This window comes from Agromyces cavernae (assembly GCF_021044935.1).
Taxonomy (GTDB): domain Bacteria; phylum Actinomycetota; class Actinomycetes; order Actinomycetales; family Microbacteriaceae; genus Agromyces; species Agromyces cavernae.
Genome location: NZ_JAJNMP010000003.1, coordinates 376,113 through 396,051 on the forward strand (window position 1 = coordinate 376,113; position 19,939 = coordinate 396,051).

16 protein-coding genes are annotated in these 19,939 nt (G+C 67.4%); 4 read left to right on the forward strand and 12 right to left on the reverse strand.

Features of this window, described 5'->3' with window-relative positions; all coding sequences use genetic code 11:
- Window positions 1–55 precede the first annotated feature (55 nt).
- From LQ757_RS13115 to LQ757_RS13130, 4 genes are all read right to left on the reverse strand, one after another.
- Window positions 56–1,729, reverse strand: a complete 1,674-nt coding sequence (locus LQ757_RS13115; RefSeq protein WP_231047696.1) for an alkaline phosphatase D family protein — start codon at window positions 1,727–1,729, stop codon at window positions 56–58.
- Window positions 1,730–1,839: 110 nt separating this feature from the next.
- Window positions 1,840–2,835, reverse strand: coding sequence for a carbohydrate ABC transporter permease (locus tag LQ757_RS13120; protein WP_231047697.1), 996 nt, complete (start codon window positions 2,833–2,835; stop codon window positions 1,840–1,842).
- The gene (locus LQ757_RS13125; protein ID WP_231047698.1) at window positions 2,832–3,800 is read right to left on the reverse strand and encodes a carbohydrate ABC transporter permease; all 969 of its coding nucleotides are present in this window, start codon (window positions 3,798–3,800) and stop codon (window positions 2,832–2,834) included. The genes LQ757_RS13120 and LQ757_RS13125 overlap by 4 nt, the downstream gene beginning before the upstream one ends.
- Before the next feature lie 111 nt (window positions 3,801–3,911).
- On the reverse strand, window positions 3,912–5,270 hold the full coding sequence (locus LQ757_RS13130; protein ID WP_231047699.1) for an ABC transporter substrate-binding protein: 1,359 nt from the start codon (window positions 5,268–5,270) through the stop codon (window positions 3,912–3,914).
- Window positions 5,271–5,567: 297 nt separating this feature from the next.
- On the opposite strand from LQ757_RS13130, the gene LQ757_RS13135 reads away from it, so the two are divergent.
- The gene (locus tag LQ757_RS13135; RefSeq protein WP_231047700.1) at window positions 5,568–6,593 is read left to right on the forward strand and encodes a LacI family DNA-binding transcriptional regulator; all 1,026 of its coding nucleotides are present in this window, start codon (window positions 5,568–5,570) and stop codon (window positions 6,591–6,593) included.
- A gap of 103 nt (window positions 6,594–6,696) precedes the next feature.
- Here LQ757_RS13135 and LQ757_RS13140 read toward each other — a convergent pair whose 3' ends face one another.
- From LQ757_RS13140 to LQ757_RS13175, 8 genes are all read right to left on the reverse strand, one after another.
- Window positions 6,697–7,860, reverse strand: coding sequence for a GDSL-type esterase/lipase family protein (locus LQ757_RS13140; protein WP_231047701.1), 1,164 nt, complete (start codon window positions 7,858–7,860; stop codon window positions 6,697–6,699).
- The gene (locus tag LQ757_RS13145) at window positions 7,857–9,986 is read right to left on the reverse strand and encodes a hypothetical protein (protein WP_231047702.1); all 2,130 of its coding nucleotides are present in this window, start codon (window positions 9,984–9,986) and stop codon (window positions 7,857–7,859) included. The genes LQ757_RS13140 and LQ757_RS13145 overlap by 4 nt, the downstream gene beginning before the upstream one ends.
- A gap of 8 nt (window positions 9,987–9,994) precedes the next feature.
- On the reverse strand, window positions 9,995–10,807 hold the full coding sequence (locus LQ757_RS13150; RefSeq protein ID WP_231047703.1) for a carbohydrate ABC transporter permease: 813 nt from the start codon (window positions 10,805–10,807) through the stop codon (window positions 9,995–9,997).
- Between the two features lie 2 nt (window positions 10,808–10,809).
- Entirely contained in the window at window positions 10,810–11,751 is a 942-nt protein-coding gene (locus tag LQ757_RS13155) for a carbohydrate ABC transporter permease (protein ID WP_231047704.1), read from the reverse strand.
- 6 nt (window positions 11,752–11,757) lie between these two features.
- Entirely contained in the window at window positions 11,758–13,032 is a 1,275-nt protein-coding gene (locus tag LQ757_RS13160; protein WP_231047705.1) for an ABC transporter substrate-binding protein, read from the reverse strand.
- A gap of 190 nt (window positions 13,033–13,222) precedes the next feature.
- Window positions 13,223–15,040 carry a class I mannose-6-phosphate isomerase gene (locus LQ757_RS13165; protein ID WP_231047706.1) on the reverse strand — a complete coding sequence of 606 codons (1,818 nt, stop codon included), beginning with the start codon at window positions 15,038–15,040 and terminating at the stop codon, window positions 13,223–13,225.
- Window positions 15,037–15,990, reverse strand: a complete 954-nt coding sequence (locus tag LQ757_RS13170; RefSeq protein ID WP_231047707.1) for an ROK family protein — start codon at window positions 15,988–15,990, stop codon at window positions 15,037–15,039. The genes LQ757_RS13165 and LQ757_RS13170 overlap by 4 nt, the downstream gene beginning before the upstream one ends.
- A gap of 88 nt (window positions 15,991–16,078) precedes the next feature.
- Window positions 16,079–17,113 (reverse strand): LacI family DNA-binding transcriptional regulator, encoded by a 1,035-nt coding sequence (locus LQ757_RS13175; RefSeq protein ID WP_231047708.1) that lies wholly within the window; start codon window positions 17,111–17,113, stop codon window positions 16,079–16,081.
- Between the two features lie 191 nt (window positions 17,114–17,304).
- Between LQ757_RS13175 and LQ757_RS13180 the strand changes: the two genes are divergently transcribed.
- The 3 genes from LQ757_RS13180 to LQ757_RS13190 all read left to right on the forward strand — a co-directional run bounded on the left by LQ757_RS13180 (window position 17,305) and on the right by LQ757_RS13190 (window position 19,784).
- A complete protein-coding gene (locus LQ757_RS13180) occupies window positions 17,305–18,432 on the forward strand; it encodes a DUF5005 domain-containing protein (protein WP_231047709.1) in 1,128 nt (375 codons plus the stop codon).
- Between the two features lie 84 nt (window positions 18,433–18,516).
- Window positions 18,517–19,020 (forward strand): SRPBCC family protein, encoded by a 504-nt coding sequence (locus LQ757_RS13185; RefSeq protein ID WP_231047710.1) that lies wholly within the window; start codon window positions 18,517–18,519, stop codon window positions 19,018–19,020.
- A 143-nt stretch (window positions 19,021–19,163) separates the two neighbouring features.
- A complete protein-coding gene (locus tag LQ757_RS13190; protein ID WP_231047711.1) occupies window positions 19,164–19,784 on the forward strand; it encodes a peptidoglycan-binding domain-containing protein in 621 nt (206 codons plus the stop codon).
- The last annotated feature ends 155 nt before the right edge of the window (window positions 19,785–19,939 follow it).

Sequence of the window (19,939 nt, forward strand, 5' to 3'; positions counted from 1 at the left end):
TTTCAGCCTATGCCGCGTGCTCCGCACTCTCGCAGGGTCCCACCCCTGCGAACGCTCACGCCGACAGCGGAATGTCGCGCGTCGAGGGCACGATGACCGACGCCACCTGCTCGAGCCGGGGGTGGAGCTCGTCGCCGTCCTCGACCACGCCGGTGCTCCACGTCATCCTCAGTCCGTCGTCGGCGTCGTGCAGCATCGCGAGGTTGTTGTCGAACCACGGCCCCTTGACGGTCTTCCAGCGGAAGGGCGGATCGGGAACCTTCACCGAGTGGGCGGCCGCAGCGCCCATCGGCGTGGCCACACCATACGACATCACGACGGCGAACCAGCGAAGGAATCGTGGGAGCGGGTTCCGTATCGGGGAGCAGACCGCCTGCACGATACGGCCCCCGCCGTCGCGCTCGACTTCGGCCAGGTAGGAGAAGTGCACATCACCCGACAGGAACGTCACGCTCAGCGGGGACGGGCCGCGCTCGCCGTCCGCGAGCTCGGTCGCGATGCGCGCCACCGCGTGGAAGCTGTTCTGGAAGGCGGCCCAGTGCTCGAGGTCGACGGCCTGCCTGAGCTTCTCGCCGACCCAGGCGGCGCCCCTCCCCCACGCCCCCAACGCGATCGCCTCGTCCCATGCTTCGACGTGGTGGAGTCCTCTCGGGAGGAGGAACGGCAGCGAGCTCGCCACCAGCACATGGCGGAATCCACCCTGCATCTGCTCGTCGAACCACGCGAGTTCCTCCTCGTCCAGCAGCCCGCGCGCCGACGGTTCGAGTTCCCTCGAGACTCGCGAGTCGACCACGATCAGGCGAACATCGTCGTAGTCCCGGCGATAGCTCCAGCGGTAGGACTCGGGATGCGCGTCGCACCGATCGGCGAAGGCGTCGAGGGCGTCGGTGAGGTCGAGTTCCCCATCGCCGTCGTGTTCGCCGATGGTCCGCCACAGTTCGTCCTCGGCGCGCTCGCGCGGTGAGAGGTTCCCGAGGTGCTGGTACACCCAGTACGACGCCAGCCCCGCGACGATTCGGCCCTTCCACCACGAGGTCTGCTCCATCTTCTTCCGCCAGTCGAGCGACGCATTCCAGTCGTCGCGGATGTCATGGTCGTCGAAGACCATCGCGGTCGGCACGCACGAGAGCAGCCACCGGTTCGCGGGGTCCGACCAGGCGAGCTGGTACAGGTGGGCATACTCCTCGTAGTCCTTGAGTTCCGTCCCGGGTTCCTCGCGGATGTCGCGCCGGCCGCGGATGAACTTCCGCATCTCCTCCGTGGTCGAGTCCGCGTACACCTGGTCGCCGAGGAACAGCAGCAGATCCGGTCGGATACCGGGGTCCCCCGCCGCCGCCAGAGCGAACGCGCGCAGCGAGTCGACGCCATGGGTACGGTTCCCCGAACGATCGTGCGGGACGCTGGTCCGGCAGGATCCGAAGGCCATGCGCAGCGGTCGTCCCGGCGTCCGAGTCGTGATCCGCGACTCCGGATACTCCGATCCCGGCTCGGGCCACACCGTCGCGCCGTCGATCTCCACCCGGTAGGCGAACTCGGCACCCGGATCGAGGCCGTCGAGCTCGACGAGCGCGTAGTGGTGGTCGTGGACGGCGAAGGTCGGGGCATCCCACGACACGCCCTCGGCGTGCACGCTCACCCGGCATTCCGCTCGTGTCTCCACCCAGATGCCTGCGGACGTCTCATCGACGTAGCGCACCATCGGGCCGAGCAGCAGTGGCGATGCGGCCATGCACCCTGTTCTACCGCGTCGACGCCCGGGCGGCCACGGGTTGCGCGTCGGAGGCCGCATCCCGAAGCATGCGGCCTCCGTTCACCATCACCGTGAGAACATCGGCCCGGCTAACCCTTCGTGGCGCCCGCGAGCAGTCCGCGCACGAAGTATCTCTGCAGGGCGAAGAACACGATGAGCGGGATGATGATCGAGATGAACGCCGCGGCCGTCAGCAACTGCCAGTCCTGGCCTCTCGTGCCGACCAACTCCGCCAATCGTTGGGTGATCGGTGCGACGTCCTGCGTGCCTCCCGAGAAGATGAGCGCGACGAGCAGGTCGTTCCAGACCCAGATGAACTGGAAGATCGCGAACGACGCGAGTGCCGGGGTCGCCAGCGGCAGCACGATGCGGAAGAAGATCTGCCCGTGCGTCGCCCCGTCGACCTTCGCCGCCTCGATGACATCGGCGGGGATCTCGGCGATGAAGTTGTGCAGCAGGAAGATGGCGAGCGGTAGGCCGAACATCGCGTGCGCGAGCCAGAGCGGCAGGTAGTTCTGCTCGGGAATGATCGGCACGACGTCGTGGAGCCACGCCTGCATCGGCCGGAGCCACGTCGAGAAGATCTGCAGCAGCGGCACGAGCGACATCTGCAGCGGGATGATCTGCAGGGCGAACACGAAGATGAACAGCCAATTCACCCACTTGAACCTGATCCACGCGAACGCGTATGCCGCCATCGAGGCGAAGACCAGCGTGATCAGTGTGCCGAGCAGGGTGATCGCGATCGAGTTCACGATGTAGGCGCCGAGCTGCGGCGATGACCTCGACGCCGAGAAGAGCACGTTCTGGTAGTTCTCGAGCGTGAAGCCGGGATTCTGGAAGATCGTCCACCAACCAGTGGTCTGGATGAGCTCGGCCGGACGGAACGACGAGACCAGCAGGCCGAACGTCGGGATCGTCCAGACCACGGCGATGATAATCGACGCGATCGTCGCGGTGCGTGAGGTGAGGCGCTTCTTGACGCGCGCCGTCTTGGTGCCGGGCTCGGAATCGGCGAGCTCGATGGCCTCGCCGTCGGCGAGTTCTCTGCCGATCGGGAGATCGGCCGGGGCGACGCTGCTCATCGGATCTCCCTCTGCTTGCGAAGCACGTTGACGTTGTAGATGATGATCGGCAGCACGAACACGAACAGGATGAGCGCGAGGGCCGACCCCCGCCCGATCTCGCTCGCCCGGAACGCCTGGGTGTACATCTCGTTCGCGACCACGCTGGTGTCGAAGTTGCCCGCAGTCATGGTTCGCACGATGTCGAAGACCTTCAGCGTCGCGATCGAGATCGTCGTGAACACCACGACGAGGGCGCCGCGGATGCCCGGGACCGTCACGTTCCTGAACCGTTGCCACGCGTTCGTGCCGTCGAGTTGCGCCGCTTCGATCTGCTCTGTGGGTACGCCCTTGATGGCAGCACTGAGCAGCACCATCGCGAAACCGGTCTGGACCCAGATCATGATGACGATCAGCAGGATGGTGTTGATCGGGTCGGTCTGCATCCACTGCACCGGTTCGCCGCCGAGTGCCACGACGATCGCGTTCAGCAGGCCGATCTGCTCACGACCGCCGGAGCGGTACTCGTAGACGAACCGCCAGATGACACTGGCGCCGACGAACGAGATCGCGATCGGCATGAACAGGATCACCTTGTAGTACTTCTCACCGCGCGACCGATCGATGAACACGGCGTACGCGAGGCCGATCACCGTCGACACGATCGGCGCGAGCGCCACCCAGATGAACGTGTTGATGAGCGTGCGGATAGCGGCGGGCTGGGTGAACATCCAGATGAAGTTGTCGAGGGTCCAGGCGCCGGAGTTGTCCTGGAACGCGAGAAAGCTCGTGCGGATGGCGGGATAGACCAGGCCGATCGCGACGAAGAGCATCGCCGGCAGCAGGAACAAGCCGAGCTGCCAGTAGTCGCGGCCCTTCTTGGGCGCCTTGTCGATGAAGAAGATGAGCAGGCCGACGACCGCCGCGAAGATCGCGAGACCCATCACCACCTGAAGGATCTTGCCGAGGAGATCGGCCGTGGTCATCGTGCCTCCCAATGTTCGTCATTGAACGGTCGTCGTTGAGACTGGGTGACGAGGGGCGGGGTTTCGAAGCCCCGCCCCTCGATCATGCCGCGTGCGGCGTGATGCGCGCTACTAACTCGCCGGCCAGCTGGCTTCGATGGTGTCGAGCACCTGTGGGGTGCTCTCTCCGCCGACCCAGGCCACGATGCCCTTCCAGAAGGAATCGGCGCCGACGGCACCGGGCATCAGGTCGGACCCGTCGAACCGGAACGTCGTCTCGGGGTCCTGCAGGATCTCGACGGCCTGCACGAGCAGTTCGCTCGACGCATTCTCGGGATCGAGCCCCTTGTTCGCGCTGACGACGCCGCCCAGGCTCACGCGGTTGTTCGCCCAGGTGTCACTCGAGAGGTAGTGGCGGAACGCCTCGACCTCTTCGGCGTCGCGGAACGCGACCGGGAACTCGCCACCACCGGTCACCGACAGCGGGTCGTCGGCGTTCGCGGGCGGGAGGAGGAATCCGAAGACCGTGCCGTCGGATGCCACCGTGTTCGCGTCGCCGCCCTCGGGGTTCCAGAAGGTCTCGTAGAACGAGGCCTGGTGGTGCAGCGAGCATTCGCCGTCGAGGATCGGCAGGCCGCCGGTCTGGAACGCCTCGGTGACGAGCGTCGACACGTCGCCGATGCCGCCGTTGACCATCTCCTCGTTCTTCAGGTACGCACCGACAGCGTCGAACGCCTCGGCGACCTGCGGGTCGTTGAACGGGATGCCGTGCGTCACCCACTGGTCGTACACGTCGGCGCCGTGCAGGCGCAGCATGTAGTCCTCGATCCAGTCGGTCCCGGGCCATCCGGTGGCGTCACCCGACTCGAGGCCGACGCACCACGGCTGGCGCCCGCTGTCGGCCGCGATCTGGTCGGAGAGCGCACTGAGCTCGTCGAGCGTCTGGGGGATCTCGTAGCCGTTCTCCTCGAACTCGGCGGGCGAATACCAGACCCAGCCCTTCACGCTCGCCATGAGCGGGGCGGCGTACACGGTGCCGTCGACGGTCGCGTACTCCTTCCAGATCGGGTCCCACCACTCGTCGATGTTGTCGACGACGGGCTGCGACGCCGGAATGAGCCAGCCGCCGTCGGCCAGCCGGTTCAGCAGGCCGGGCTGCGGCACGATGCCGACGTCGGGGGCGTTGCCGCCCTCGGCGAGCACCGCGATCTGGGCCTCGAACTCGCTCGAGCCCTGGTAGTCGACCGTGATGCCGGTGCACGTCTCGAAGTCGGCCCACGACTCGACGAGCCGGTCGGCCTCGAGGTCGAGGATCGTGCCGGCGACCGTGACCTCGGCGCCGTCGAAGGTGCCGTACTCCTCGTAGTCGGCGCAATCGGTGTCGGCCGCATCTTGCTGGGCGATATCGCCGGTACACGCGGTGAGCGCGAGGCCGGCCGCTGCGGCTACGGCCACGGGGCCGATCCAACGGCGATGCCGTGTGAGTCTCATGTCCATCTCCTCGTCGAGTGTGGTGCAGGTGGTGGTGCCGGTGTGGTGCCCAGTGCGAAAGGAAGACCGGGAACCGGTTCCAGCCTCCACGCTAGGACAGGTGCACGGGCGACCACAAGGGAACGCAGATCACGAATCGGGCACCATGCGCGAGGCCTCACGCTGCTGGTGGAGAGCGCTCCCACGGCGCGTGAGGGCCGCGGCGAGGCATCCGATTCGCACTCTGGAACCGGTTCCATGTCGGCGGTCGCAACCACTATGCTCAGCACCGGAACTGCCCGATGGAGGGGGTTGCTGATGGCCGCGATCGGCGACGTGGCACGGCTCGCCGGGGTCTCGAAGGCCACGGCGTCGCGCGCGCTCTCGGGTCGCGGGCATGTCGCCGAGGCCACCCGCCGCCGGGTCGAGGTCGCGGCCGCCGAGATCGGCTATATCGCGTCGCCGGCCGCAGCGAGCCTCGTCACGGGGCGCACCATGAACGTCGGCGTCGTGATCCCGTTCGTGAACCGCTGGTTCTTCGGCGAGGTGCTCGAGGGCATCGAGCGCGCGCTGCTCGAGGCGGGCTACGACCTGACGCTCTACAACGTCGGCTCGGCCGGCGAGGACCGCGATCGGGTCTTCGACTTCTTCCTCGCCCGCAAGCGGGTCGACGCGGTGATCGCCGTCGGCGTCGATCTCACCGAGCGCGAGACGGCCTCGCTCGACCGACGCGAGAAGCCGTTCGTGAGCCTCGGCGGCAGCGGCGCGGGTGGTGCGCGCCTCTCGATCGACGATCGCGCGGCCGGCGCCCTCGCGACCGAGCACCTGCTGCACCTCGGCCACACCCGAATCGCACATCTCGCCGGCGAGGGCGCGGCCTCGACCCCGGAAAGCGTACCGGGATGTCGCCGCGAGGGCTTCCTCGAGGCGATGGCGGCTGCCGGCCACGCGTCCGATGCCGACGCGCACATCGTCGAGGCCGAGATGACCATGCCGGGCGGGTACACGGGGGCGCTGCAGCTGCTCGGCCATCCCGGCCGACGGCCGTCGGCGGTGTTCGCGGCCTCAGACGAGATGGCGTTCGGCGCCATCCGTGCCGCCGAACGGCTCGGTCTCGCGGTGCCGGGCGACCTGTCCGTCATCGGCGTCGACGGCCACGAGTACGCCGAGATGTTCGGGCTCACGACGATCGAGCAGTACCCCGGCGCCCAGGGCCGTCTCGCCGTCGACGTGGTGCTGCACCTGCTCGGCGAAGACGCGGTGGCGGACCCGCTTCCCGACTCGGGCGCGCCGCTGCCGACCCGCCTGGTGGTGCGCTCGAGCACCACGGCCGCGCCACGCTGAGTCGGCCGCCGGCGCATCGACACGCGCCGCACCGCTACCCGCGCCGAGAGTGCACCTCCCGCCGCTTGGATGGCGTCGACTGCACTCTCGTGGCCGGGCTCCGTCAGGTGGTGTGATTCGTGAACGGGGTCAGGACCAGTTCCGCGAACCGCTCGCCGATGTGACGCTGGGCGTCGGGCCCCGGATGGAGGTTGTCGGGAAGCGGCATCCTCGCGGCGGCGTCGGGCCCGTAGAGATCCAGACCGTCCACGTATCGGAGCTCGGGGTCGGCGACTGCCCGAGTGGCGACGATCTCTCGGAGGTCCTCGCGGATCGAGGCGAGCGAGAGCTTGCCCTGGGCGACTTCGTCGCGGGTGCCCCCTGCCACCGACCACTCGAATGCCTTCGTCGGATCTTGGATCGTCGGTCCGGCGGCTCGCTCGGCCGGCTCGCACCAGATCGGCGAGACAACGACGATCGGCGTATCGGGATGTCCGTCGCGAATCGTGTCGATGAACCCGTGCACCGCCGGCAGGAACGCGCGTCGGCGCATGACATCTCCGTTCACGAGGTTGATGCCCACCTTCAGGCTGATGAGATCGGCGGCAGCATCACGCATCGTCCTCGCGGTGAACGGGTCGAGCATCGCGTTGCCCGAGAAGGCGACGTTCGTGAGGTCGGCACCCGCGGCGAGCGCGGCGACGACCGGCCAGGTGCCCGTCGTGAAGTCGGCGCGATACCCGTGGCTGATCGAGCTGCCGTGATGCAGCCATCGCGTTCGCTGGGCGTCACGCGGACGCTCGACCGGTGCATCCGCTCGCAGCGCCAGCACCTCGACCGCATCGGTGTACGGAAGCCACAGCTCGAGGTCCAGCGCGTCGCCGTCGAGCCCGGTGAACCGCACGGTCGATGCCGGTCCGTCGATGACCATGCCCTCGGGCCGATCGAACGAGAAGACATAGCGGGATCCTGCGGCCGCGTGGGACCGCCCGACCACCTCACGGCCCGAGGTGAGTTCGTAGGTGCTCGGCGGCAGCGGTGACTCCGCATCGGGTGTCATGCGCCGCGCCCGAACGTCGAGTTCGATCACGGTCGCAGTCGTGCGGAACGCCAGTCGGATCCCCGCGCTCTCGGCCGAAGTCTGGACCATGAACGCGTCGGGGATCTGCGCTCGCGCCCATTCTGGAAGGCGTCGGGGGAACAGTCCGTAAGGGGTGTGATCGACGGTGATCGCTCCGCGTATCTCGATCTCGTCCAGCCGCACGTCGCTGAGCCGCTCCGCGATCATCGAACGTCGACGACCGTTCCGTCGGCGTGGACGTCGACGATCCTGTCCCCGACGCGGAGGCCGCGGAGAACGGCGTGCGGATCGATCCGGTCGACGCATCCCTCGACCGTGCCGAGCCCGCCGATGCCGGGCGCGGCGCCGAACAGCGACTCGATGACGAGCGCGACGTAGGCGCCCGACGAGGAACACGCCCAGTCGTTGATGTACGGCAGCTGCGGTGGGGCCTTGCGCGCGCCGCCGTTGACGAGCGGTTGCGCCTCCGCCACGAAATGCGCCTGCGCGGGCGGCCCCTGATTCGCCGTGCGGGCGAGGCCGGGGAGCCAGTCGAGCGCGACCTCCGGATCGCCGAGCGCGACCAGCGCGCGTGCGGAGTCTGCCGGCCAGGCGGTGTACGCGCCGTTCCACTGGTGATCGGGCCGCACGCTGTACGAGGCATCAGGGTCCCAAGGCGAGAGGGCACGGAGCCACTCGGGCGTCTGCAGTTCGCGCCGGAAGAACGCGACCATCTCCTTCCGTGTCGCCTCGTCGAGATCGTCGGGGATCGTCGTGCCGACGATGTTGAAGTCGTAGCAGTGTCGAACCGGCAGCCTGGACCCGTCGGGCTGACGCGCGGCGAAGAAGCCCTCGCCGGGCAGGTACAGCTCCCGAACCTCGACGACCAGTTCGTCGGCCTCGGCGCGCAACCCGGCCGCGCCGGCCGCATCGCCACGAGACTCGAGAACATCGGCCGTCACCCGCAGGTTCCACACGTTCGCCGCATTGAAACTCGCGACCTCGTGCGTGTACGAGCTCACGCACTCGAGCAGGTTCTCGATCTCGCCGTAATCGGCGAGCTTCGAGGACCGTCGCAGACCCTGCCACGCACGCGCCCAGAAGCGCAGGTGATCGAGCACGCTGCGACCGTCGTCCAGCTGCTCGTCGAGGAACGCGTCGTCGCCCGTGAATCGCAGGTAGTCGCGCACGAGTCGCGTCATCGCGTAGTCGTTCACCGAGTACCACTGGCCGACCGGACCGCCGGTCAGCGACGACGTGCCGAACAGCGTGTGCGTGTCGTTCGTGACCCAGTGGGTGAGCTGCTTCCGCATCGCATCGGGATCGAGCAGTGCATGGGTCAGCGAGCTCAAGCTGAAATCCCAGAGGAACGTCGTCGTCGCCCAATAGTTCGGCATGAGCGTGTCGTAGCTGCGGCCGAGCACGTTGCCGTCGTAGTCACGACGGAAGTAGAGGATCCCCAGGATGCCCCACCAGTACAGCCGGCGCAGCGGCTCCGAAGTCGTCTCGAGCACCGGCAGATGGCCCGAGAACTCGCTGTTTCCCGGCGTTACCGCAGCCTCGAGCTGGGCGTTCCAGTATCGTTCGGATGCCGCGACCGCGCCCGGCACGTCGGCGGCGACCGCCTCGTACTGGCCGACTGCATCGTCGCGTCTCCTGCCGACGGCGTGCACATAGCCGAACCGTGCCTCGCCACCGGCCGGGACATCGAGGACCACGGTGACATCGCCGCCGCGGCCCATGCCGCCGATGCCGACCATGTAGTCCTCGGAGGGCGGTGCGACTCCACTCAGGCGCGCGGTCGCCGGGACGTCGACGCCCTGTACGCTCCACGCCGTCTCGGCGTCATCGGCGAAAACGAGCCGTGCTCCGTCGACTGATGCGACGTTGCTCGCATCCGGCGACTCGGGAGTGTTCCACGCCTCGGCCCCGGCGACGACCCGGGCGGCGAGCGAGAGCATGACCTCGACCGTGCGGTCCTCGCCGCCCGTGTTCCGGAGTCGCACGTCGATCGCCACCGCGGTCCGTCCGGGGACCGCCACCGTCGTGGTCTCGAGATCGAGGCCCGGCAGTCCGGCGCGGCGGATGACGCGGTCTGGACGCCACTCGTGCGTCACCGGAGCGCCGTAGGACTTCAAGATCCGGCCGTCGACGAAGGCCACTGCCGTCGTCGCGAGGCCCTGCGACACCGGCGGGAACTGGACCGCCGTGATGGACGTGAGGTCGTGGTCTACCCGAACCGTGCCGAGGTGGTTCGTCAGGCCGGCCGGCGCGATCATGTCGTCGTAATGGTGGGTGATCGGATCGGCTGCCAGATCGGCGACCGTGGGCACGTGGGACGTGCGAAGGGACATCCGTACTCCTAGTACTGCCCGAGGGCGAGCCCGCGGGAGAAGAACTTCTGCGTGAAGAGGAACAGCACGACGGTCGGCAACGACACGAGGACGGCCGCCGCGAGGACGGTCGACATCTGCGCTCCACCGTACGTACTCTGCATCCCGGACAGCGTCGTGACGATGGGTCGCACGTTGTCCGACTGGCTCAGGGTGAGGCCGAGCAGGAGGTCGTTCCAGATGAACGTCGCCTGCAGGATGAAGATCGCGACGAGCGCGCTCGATGCCATGGGCAGGTAGATGCGCGTGAAGATGCGCCACGTGGTCGCTCCGTCGAGCACCGACGCCTCGAACACGTTGTGGGCGACTCCGGTGAAGAAGTTGCGCATGACGAAGGCAGAGAACGGGATCGAGATCGCCGTGTACACGATGATCATGCCGGCATGGGTGTCGTAGAGCCCCACTCGCGAGTAGGCATCGAAAAGCGGCAACAGCACCATCTGCAGTGGGAACACTGTGCCTCCGAAGATCACGACGAACCACAGGAACCCGCGCTTGAGCCGGAGGGCGACGATCGCGAAGCCGGCTGCCGCGCCGACGACCACCGCGATGATGGGTGAGACGATCGCGTATGCCAGCGTGCTGACGACGCTGTCGCTGAGGCCCGAGAGCTGCATCGCGTCGGCGATGTTCGCGAACAGGGAGAAGTCGGTCGGGATCCATGCCTCGGTCGACGTGAATGTCGTCGGCGACTTGCTCGCGTTGATGATCAGGAGGTAGACGGGCAGCAGCCACACGATGCCCAGTGCGACGAGCGTTGCGGTGCGAAGGAATCTCGACATGATCACATCTCGTGCTTCTGGGAGAGCTGCTGGCGAAGGTAGAGCACCGACGCGACCAGCGTGACGACCGAAAGGAATACGGCGATCGCTGACCCGAGGCCGTAGTCGCTGTTGACGAAAGTCTCGCGGTACATCGTGAGCGCGAGCGTCTCGGATGCCCGACCCGGGCCGCCCTTCGTCATGCTGAGCACGATGTCGAAGGTCTTCAGGCTCGCGACGATCGAGAGTCCGACGACGACCGCGGTGAGCGGGCGGAGCATCGGCCACAGGATGCTCCCGAAGAGCCGGACGCCGGTTGCTCCGTCGACACGGGCGGCCTCGAGCGGCTCCTTCGGGATGGACTGGAGGCCGATCGTGAAGAGGAGTGCATTCACTCCGACGCCCTGCCAGGAGGCAGCGATGATCATCACGACCGTGTTCAGCGGGGCGTCGACGAGCCATCGAGGCGGGTCGGCGATGCCGATCATCGCGAGGGCCTGGTCGAGCGCTCCGTTTGCCGAGAGGATGAACGACCAGATGACGCCGACGCCGATGCCCGAGATCGCGTACGGAATCAGGAACGGCAGCCGGAGCCAGATGCCTCCGGGGAGGTTCCAGGTGAGCAGGGCGAGCGCGAGGCCGACGCCGACCGGGATCAGCAGCGTACCGGCGACCCAGAGCAGGGTGTTGAGCAGGGATCCGACGAACGACGGGTCGTCGAACATCTCGACGTAATTGTCGAGGCCGACCCACTCGGGGTCGCCGAGACCGTTGTACTCGGTGAAGCTGAGGAACGTCGTCCAGAGCAGCGGAAGGTAGAGGAGGACGGCGACCATCAGCACGCCCGGGGCGATGAAGCCCCGGGCGGCAGCCTGGTACGGCGTCTTGCGGCGGGGAGGACGGTGAGCGGCCTCGGGGAGACCCCCCACCGTCCGTTCCCTTTCGGGCGTCTGCAGGACAGCCATGCTGTATTACTCCTGGTCGGCCCAGTACTTGTCCGCCTCGGCCTGGATGGCCTCGAGGAACGGCATCGGGTCGCCCGGGTTGGCGTTGAACGCGCCGAACTGCTCGAGCGCAACCGTGAGGATCGGCGTCGGCGTCGCCTCGAAGTAGCGCGTGAACAGCTCGTGCTCGCCATCGGCGACCGTCGTGCCGAGGTCGGCGAGCATGGGGTCGTTGACCGTCGCCTTCGGGTTGAAGGCCACGTCGCCGCGGGCGGCGTTCCAGGCGGTCTGGGCGTCGGCCGACATCCACCACTCGGAGTACGCCAGGCCGAGATCCTTCTGCTTCGAATTCTCGGCGACGCAGAGCGGACCGGACTCCACGGCGACCGGGGTTGTGCCGAGGTCGGCGTTCACTGCGGGGATGACGAACATGTCGTAGTCCTCGCCCGAGACCATGCCGGCACCGTCGAGCGAGCCGTTGAAGAACGAGCCGAAGTTGATCATCGCGAAGTCACCCTGCTTGAGGCCGACCGCCGGGTCGACCGTGCTACCCGCGTCGCTGAACCAACCCTTCTCGTGCTGGTCGAGCCAGATGTCCATGATCTCGACGATCTCGGGGTCGGTGTACTTCACTTCTCCCGTCGAGAGGCCCTTGTACAACTCGGGGTCCGTGCCTGCGACGAGCTGCTGGAACCACTGGAAGGTGAACAGGGTGCTCGTCTGGTAGTACGGCGTGATGCCGGCGTCCTTGAGCGTGCCCGCGGCGGCGTCGAGCTCTTCCCAGGTCGTGGGCTTCTCGATGCCGTGCTCCTCGAAGATGTTCTTGTTGTAGTACATGACCCAGTAGGCGATGTTCATGGGCACGCAGTACTGCTTGTCGTCGATCGTGTACTCAGCGCGGAGGCCCTCGGTGGCCCAGCCCTCGTCGATCGCCTTCGTCCAGAGGTCGGTCGTCTCAGCGACGAGACCCTCATCCACGAGTTGCTTGAGCGAGTCGCCGGTGTGCCAGGTGAACAGTCCGGGGCTCTTCTGCGTGCGGAACGACTGCTTGATGAATGCGTCGTACTGGGCGGCATCGGAATAACCGGTGGTGTTCAGGGTGATCTCGGCCTGCTCTTCGCTCGCGGCGTTGAGCTCGTCGAAGTCGGGCTCCCACGCTGCCTTGTCGGTGTAGAAGTCGAGCGTGCCGGTGGTCGCCCCGGCCTCGTCGGAGCTGCCGTCGGTGCCAGAGCAGCCCGTCAGCAGGAGCGTCGCGGCGGTGAGTGCGGCAATGCCGGCACCGACCATGCGTCGTGAATTCATGGAACTCCCTCGTTCTCTGATTGGTATCGTTACCAACCGGCCCCGCAAAGTTACCAACTCTCGCGAGCTGATGCAAGGCGGCGACGGCCGGCCTGCGGATGGTCCGCAGTGCGGTGCGTGGTGCGTGTTCAGTTGTCGTGATGCGTATTCAGTGGTGCTACGTGTTCCGTCGTATCTATGGTGTGCACGCTCAGGAGTCGCTCGAACGCGTGCCCCGCACGTACGCCTTCACCGTCGCAAAACGACTGCTCTGCGAGCCGGCCGTCCGGCGGATGACGTACGGCCCGACAGCTGCGGGCACGATGAACGTCTCCGCGTAGTGGATCGTGTACGGCGCGAAGGCTCCGGTCGGGCTCACGACCTCCACTTCGTCGCCCTCCACCAGGTTCAGGACGTTGACGGTGCCCTCGGTATCGTGGGCGGCCTCGTCCTCGAACCAGTGCCTGCGGACCTCGATGAACTCGAGCTCGTGCAGGCCGGTGCGTTCCTCGATGAGGCCCGGGTCCCGCCGGAGTTCTTCGACCTGGCCGACGAGGTTCTCCTCCACCCACTCGGTGTCGCGATCCCATTGGATGTTGCGCTCGCCGTGGTCGAGGTGAACGGGTCGCGGCACGCCGTCGAGGCCGAGACGGCCCCAGTCCCAGAGCTTGAAGGTGAAGATGAACGGCGTCGCAGAGATCTCGAGCACCATCGAGTTCGCGCCGGAACAGTGGATGGTGCCTGCGGGGATGGCGAAATGGTCGTGCTTGCGTGCCGGGAACACGTTCACGTACCTCTCAGCGTCGAACGGGTGGTCGCCGTCGGTCGCCGCGCGGAGGGCCGAGATCATCTCCTCGGGGTCGACGCCGGTCTTCACGCCGAGGTACACCACGGCGTCGTCGTCGGCATCGAGCATGTAATAGCTCTCGTCCTGTGTGTAGGCCATGCCGAACGTCTCGCGGATGTACTCAGTGAGCGGGTGAACCTGGAGCGAGAGGTTGCCGCCGCCCATTGTGTCGAGGAAGTCGAACCGGATGGGGAACTCGGCCCCGAAACGGGCGAAGGTCCGGTCGCCGAGGAGTTCACGCGGGCGGCTGAGCACGAGGTCCATCGCCGGGATCTCGACGACCCGTCCGTCGGCCTCGAGCAGCAGCGAGTTCTCCTCGGGCACGCAGTCGAAGCACCAGGCATAGTTGGCCATCGATGGGTCGAGGTCGAGCGTGCTCTTCATCCATTGACCGCCCCAGACACCCGGGTCGAAGAACGGGACGACCCGGAATGGCCTACCGGTCGCGCCGGCGAGCGCCGTGCGGAAGTCCGCGCCGCGCACGGCGCCCGCGGTTTCGAATGCGGCGTTGCCGTCGACCAGCAGGTCGATGCGATCGAACAATGTTCGCTTATGCCGGTCGGCGGCACGCCACTCGACGAAGAATCCGCGCTTGTACTTGCGCAGAGCGTCCTCGCTCCCGTTGCCGGCGCGCCAGTTCGGCGCGCCCGCGCGTTGCCGCTGCTGGATCTCCCAGCGGGCGAGGTCGACGAGCACGAGCGCGTCCGCGGCACGGCCAGCCGCCAGGTCGGCACCCCAACCGACGAGCACGGTCGGGCCGTTCCGCTCCTCGACACGGCGTTGCAGCGCAGAGAGCCGATCGGCATCGTAGAACTCGTCGACCGTGAAGTGGCTCATCACGCCGAAGACACGGTCGTCGGTGAGGTTTCGCGAGATCAGGGCGTCGATTACCCCACGGTCTGCCGCAGCCGCGTCTTCGATGTCGATGACGTCGGCCTCCGGAAGCGCTTCGCGGATACGGGCCGCGATCGCGGCGACATCGGCGCCGGGATACACGTCCACGGCTATGAGCGGGTTCCCTGTCTTGGCCGCCCCGATCTCCATCGCGGTCTCCCAGGCCTCGTCGCCGACGAGTACGGTACTGCCTTCCGGCAGGGCCACGGTGGGCAGCTTCACATAGCTGCTCCGGTCGTCGAGCATGTAGTCCTCAAGCGGGATTCCGGGCGAGTCAACGGTCGTCATGGCCGTCCTTTGCTGTTGCTGATTCTGTTGCGGTCGAGGTCGGCGGCCAGTTCTGCGACTCCACGCAGAACAGAGGTGGAGGGGTCTTCGGGCGTCACGAATGACGGTCGGAACGAGGAGGACCAGAGATCGGCGTGCACGCGGTCTCGAAGCGCAGGGAGGATGACCTCGACTGCGCGCAGGACGCCGCCGGTGACGATGACGATGTCGGGATCGAACGCGTGACACTGGGTCACGATGACGGCGGACCAGATGCGGAGGTACCGGTCGAGGATCGCCGCGGACTCGGACTCGTCGCGCGTCTCGACGACGTCGCGGATTCCGATGCCCCCGTGCGCGGCGAGACGACGGGCCAACTCGGGGCCGAGCTCCTGGCGGCCGGTCGAGGCATCGCGGGCGAGTGCCCAGGTGCTGGCGAGCGCTTCGGCGCACCCGATGTTCCCGCATGGGCAACGCGGCCCGTCGATGTCTACGGTGATGTGTCCGCCGAGGATGGCCGCGTGACCGTGGCGTCCGCGAACCACATGACCGTCGAGCACGGCGGCCGCGCCGATCCCCGTGCCGAGCACGACGAGCACGGCGTCGCGAGCGCCTTGTGCGCAGCCGTCGGTGATCTCGCCGATCAGTGCCGCACGGGCGTCATTCTCGACGACGGCGGGACATTCGAACCGGTCGCGCGCCCACGACGAGAGGTCGAGGTCGTGCAGCGCGGCATACTTGCCGTGTGCGGCGAGGAGCCGCGAGCCGTCGGGATCGACGATGCCGGGGACAGCGATGCCGATCGCGTCGGGGCGCTCGCCCGCGAGCAACCGTTCGACCCGATCGGCGGTCTCGTCGAGGCCGATCTGTCCGTCGAAGGCGGCGGATTCCTCGACCGAGACGAGCCGGCCGCTATCGAACACTCCGAGCTTGACGGCGGTGCCGCCGAGGTCGATCGCCACCGTGCGCATGCTCGCCTCCTCGTCGTCGTCGGGCCGGATGTCTTGGTAACGTTACCATAGCGAGCGGCCCGAATTCGCGCAAGTGCGTGTCGTCGGGTCAGGGGGACGGCGCCGGTGCGAGCTTCACCGGCATTTCCACAAGGCGCGCAGACCCCTGGTGGCGTTCGCCGTTGCCCAGCCGCGAGAGGAGCAGCTTGGCGGCCTCCCGCCCGAGCTGGCGAGGATCATGGTCGACCACGGTGACCGGAACCGGCATGAGCTCGGCGAGCTCGAAGTCGTCGAAGCTCACGAGCGCCGGCATCTCGTCGGGTCGGGCACCGGAGCGCAGGCGGCGCCCGATCTCGCGCAGCGCCCCGATGCTGTTCCGGTTGTTCGCGCTGAAGATCGCGGTCGGCGGATCCTCGAGGTCGAGCAGGCGACCGGTCGCCTCACCGGCCGACCCGATGGCATGCTCGCGCAGGATGAGATCGCTGTCGGGTTCGATGCCGCGCTCCGCCAGCGCCCGCAGGTAGCCCTCGTAGCGTCGCGCGCCCGTGAACTCCGAGCTGACGTTGCCGAGGTAGCCGATACGCGTGTGGCCGGCGTCGAGCAGGGCGAGGGTGCCGCGGTACGCACCACCGACGTCGTCGAGCAGCACGACATCGACGTCGAGGCCGTAGATCCTGCGGGAGGCGAGGACGAGCGGCACGTCGCCGAGGCGCTCGGGCCGCAAGTGATCGGATGACCCGCCCGAGGGCACGAGCACGAGGCCCTCGACCTGACGGCCGAGGAAGTCCGCGACGAGCTGGCGTTCGCGAGCCGGATCGCCGCCCGTATTGCCCAGCACGATTCGGCGGCCGGTCTCGGCGGCGACTTCCTCGACCCCGAGCGCGAAATTGCCGTAGTACGGGTTGCCCAGGTTCGTGATGGCGACGCCGATGAGTCCGCTCGCCTGCCCGGGCCTCAGGCTCCGCGCGTTCTCGTTCCGGTGGTAACCCAACTCGCGGACCGCGGAGAGAACCTTCTCCTGCAGGTCGGGCCGCACATTCGCGCCGCCCGCAAGTGTGCGCGAGACCGTCATCGGGCTCACCCCGGCGTGCTGCGCGACCTCCTTGATGGTCGGCTGCTTGCGGGGTCGGGCACCACCGACCATGTGGATTCTCCTCTCGCGTGGTCGCCGGACTCACGGTACCGCTCCGCAGTCGTGTGACCCCGGAAGTTCGTGAAGCGCTAGGCAAGGTGTCGACCCGCTGCTACGCTCCCCGCTTGATAACGTTAACAGGAACGGAGCCGGAGCGCTCCCGTTCCCCGACCGGCAACGTTGCCGGGGAGGAGCACAACGGCATGCCCCAGCGAATTCGCACCCGATCCCGCCGGATCGCCATTACCTCGACCATCGGCGCGCTGGCGATCGTCACGACATCCGTGCCCCTGTCAGCAGCAGCGGCGACGACCTGCACCGACATCACGGCCAGCGTCGACACCGAACTGCGCGATCGCTTCGGCGAGTACGGCGACACCGCGGGTCGCTGGACGGGCGCAGACTCCGCGTACAGTGTCGAACTCCCCGACGGGCGGATCGCCTGGATCTACTCCGACACCTTCCTCGGCGCAGTGAACGAGACGCATGGTCGCCCGCTCGACTCGATGTTCATCCACAACTCGATCAACGTCGACGACGACGGCGAGATCGTGACATACACCGGTGGCACGCCCGAGGCGCCCGAGTCGCTGGTGAAGGTCGCCGGCGCCGACGAGGGCAAGGACTGGTACTGGTTCGGCGACGCGACCGTGCACGACGACGAACTCCAGGTGATGCTCGTCGAGTTCGTGAAGACGGGCGACACGATGTGGGACTTCAAGTTCGCGGGCAACGGGGTCGCGACCTTCGACGCATCGACCCTCGAGCTGCGGTCCGTCGACGACATCACGACCGACGGCATCAACTGGGGTTCGGCGATCTACGAAGACGGCGGTTACACCTACGTCTATGGTGTCGAGGACCTCGGCGCCCAGAAGTTCGCACACCTCGCGCGAGTGGCCGGAGGCGACCTCGCCGACGGCCAATGGGAGTACCTCGGCGAGGCGGGCTGGTCCACCGACCCTACGAGCACGAAGCGGATCCTCGAGGGGGTCTCGAACGAGTTCAGCGTGAGCAAGTTCCAAGGCCGCTACACCCTCGTCACGGGCGACGCGACCGAGATCCTGAGCTCGAAGGTCGTGATGTACCGCAGCGAAAGCGTCGAGGGGCCATTCACCGGCAAAACCGTGCTCTATTCGACTCCCGAGACGGGCGGCAATATCTTCACCTACAACGCGAAAGCGCACCCGCAACTCGGCGACGGGCACACCCTCTTCATCACGTACAACGTGAACAGCTTCGACACGAACGACCTTTACGTCGAGGTCGACAACTACCGACCGCGCTACGTCGCGGTCGACACCAAGGTGAAGAACGGCCGGTGCGACTGAGCGCACGCCCTTGACAGGCGGATGCGGCGTGGATCGAACTGCGCGAACCTTGACCTGCCGTTCCACCACTGGAAGGGTCGAGTCATGGCCGAGTCGACGCATGACGTGCACGTCATCCGCGAGTTCAACGCGCCGATCGAGCGCGTGTGGACCTCGTGGACGGATCCCGACGACCTCCGCGCGTGGTGGGGTCCCGCCGGATTCACCTGCCCACGGGCATCTGCAGACGTCCGGGTTGGCGGGCGGATCTTCGTCACCATGCGCGCACCCGACGAGTGGGGCGGCTTCGAACAGCACAGCACGTGGAACATCACCGAGGTGGATCCGCCGCAACGCCTGCGCTACGTCTTCCATTTCGCCGACGCCGACGGGAACACGATCACCCCGGCAGAGGCAGGCATCCCGGCCGACGGCGTCCCCGACGCCGGTGAACACGAGGTCGTGCTGACGGCTCTCCCCGATGGGCGTACGCGGCTGGAGATGACCGAGCACGGGTACACGACCCCCGACGCGCGGGACATGTCGCAGGCCGGCCTCGAGCAGTGCCTCGACAAGATGGCGGCGCTCGTCGAGAGTGGTTCTGTGTGATCGGTGACGCATCCCCACTTCGCCGTGGGGGTGTCAGTGGCAGCCCGGTGACGGTCCCGCGGCCGCGGTCGTAGCCTCCGCATCGGGCGACCCTGCGGTACCGATCGGACCGCAAGCCGTCCGCACTGATGAAGGAGGGCACTATGACCACCGAAACCGCTGCCGCCTCGAGCGGGGCGATCACCCCCGCCGATGGAATCACACTGCAGAGAATGGCCCGCGCGGGCGGCTACCGAGGTCCCAACGACGGACTACCGGGAGTGAACACTTGGAAGGGCCTCCAGCAGACCGTCAAGGGCTACGCCTACGCCGGACACCTCGACGGCGCTCCAGGCCCGGCTACGTGGGATGCCCTTCAGCGGCTCGCCGCCAAGGGCGGATACACGGGTCCCAATGACGGCGTCATGGGGCCCGCATCGTGGAAGGGCGTTCAGACCGTGCTCGCGGGATTCGGCTACGCCGGCCCCGTCGACGGCGTCCCGGGACCGGCCACGAACGCTGCGCTCCAGGTACTTGCTCGGATCGGCGGCTACTTCGGACCCTACGACGGTGTCCTCGGGCCGAACTCCTGGCGAGGTGTGCAGACCGTGCTCACGGGCGCCGGGTACACCGGCCCCATCGACGGCTTCCCCGGACCGAACACCTGGAAGGTCTTGCAGCGCATCGCCCAGCGGGGCGGGTACACGGGGCCGGTCGACGGCGTTCCGGGTCCCAACACCTATGCCGGACTCGCCAAGCTCCTCGTGCGGAGTGAGCACGACTGAGCAGAGCGAACGACGGATGCCCCGTGCCGAACGAATCGGCACGGGGCATCCGTGTGTTCAGGTGACGCAGGTCACCTCAAGCTGCGGCGCTCTCGCGAGCGCAAGCACTTGCTTGAGGGTGACGGTCGCACCCAGTGTGCTGCCCTCTTCGAGGG

Excerpts from the sequence above, each read along its gene's own strand:
- LQ757_RS13190 (WP_231047711.1), top strand. The coding sequence starts at position 19,164 with ATGACCACCGAAACCGCTGCCGCCTCGAGCGGGGCGATCACCCCCGCC.
- LQ757_RS13170 (WP_231047707.1), bottom strand. The coding sequence starts at position 15,990 with ATGCGCACGGTGGCGATCGACCTCGGCGGCACCGCCGTCAAGCTCGGA.
- LQ757_RS13140 (WP_231047701.1), bottom strand. The coding sequence starts at position 7,860 with ATGATCGCGGAGCGGCTCAGCGACGTGCGGCTGGACGAGATCGAGATA.
- LQ757_RS13130 (WP_231047699.1), bottom strand. The coding sequence starts at position 5,270 with ATGAGACTCACACGGCATCGCCGTTGGATCGGCCCCGTGGCCGTAGCC.
- LQ757_RS13145 (WP_231047702.1), bottom strand. The coding sequence starts at position 9,986 with ATGTCCCTTCGCACGTCCCACGTGCCCACGGTCGCCGATCTGGCAGCC.
- LQ757_RS13155 (WP_231047704.1), bottom strand. The coding sequence starts at position 11,751 with ATGGCTGTCCTGCAGACGCCCGAAAGGGAACGGACGGTGGGGGGTCTC.
- LQ757_RS13175 (WP_231047708.1), bottom strand. The coding sequence starts at position 17,113 with ATGGTCGGTGGTGCCCGACCCCGCAAGCAGCCGACCATCAAGGAGGTC.
- LQ757_RS13185 (WP_231047710.1), top strand. The coding sequence starts at position 18,517 with ATGGCCGAGTCGACGCATGACGTGCACGTCATCCGCGAGTTCAACGCG.
- LQ757_RS13160 (WP_231047705.1), bottom strand. The coding sequence starts at position 13,032 with ATGAATTCACGACGCATGGTCGGTGCCGGCATTGCCGCACTCACCGCC.
- LQ757_RS13150 (WP_231047703.1), bottom strand. The coding sequence starts at position 10,807 with ATGTCGAGATTCCTTCGCACCGCAACGCTCGTCGCACTGGGCATCGTG.
- LQ757_RS13180 (WP_231047709.1), top strand. The coding sequence starts at position 17,305 with ATGCCCCAGCGAATTCGCACCCGATCCCGCCGGATCGCCATTACCTCG.
- LQ757_RS13125 (WP_231047698.1), bottom strand. The coding sequence starts at position 3,800 with ATGACCACGGCCGATCTCCTCGGCAAGATCCTTCAGGTGGTGATGGGT.
- LQ757_RS13120 (WP_231047697.1), bottom strand. The coding sequence starts at position 2,835 with ATGAGCAGCGTCGCCCCGGCCGATCTCCCGATCGGCAGAGAACTCGCC.
- LQ757_RS13135 (WP_231047700.1), top strand. The coding sequence starts at position 5,568 with ATGGCCGCGATCGGCGACGTGGCACGGCTCGCCGGGGTCTCGAAGGCC.
- LQ757_RS13165 (WP_231047706.1), bottom strand. The coding sequence starts at position 15,040 with ATGACGACCGTTGACTCGCCCGGAATCCCGCTTGAGGACTACATGCTC.
- LQ757_RS13115 (WP_231047696.1), bottom strand. The coding sequence starts at position 1,729 with ATGGCCGCATCGCCACTGCTGCTCGGCCCGATGGTGCGCTACGTCGAT.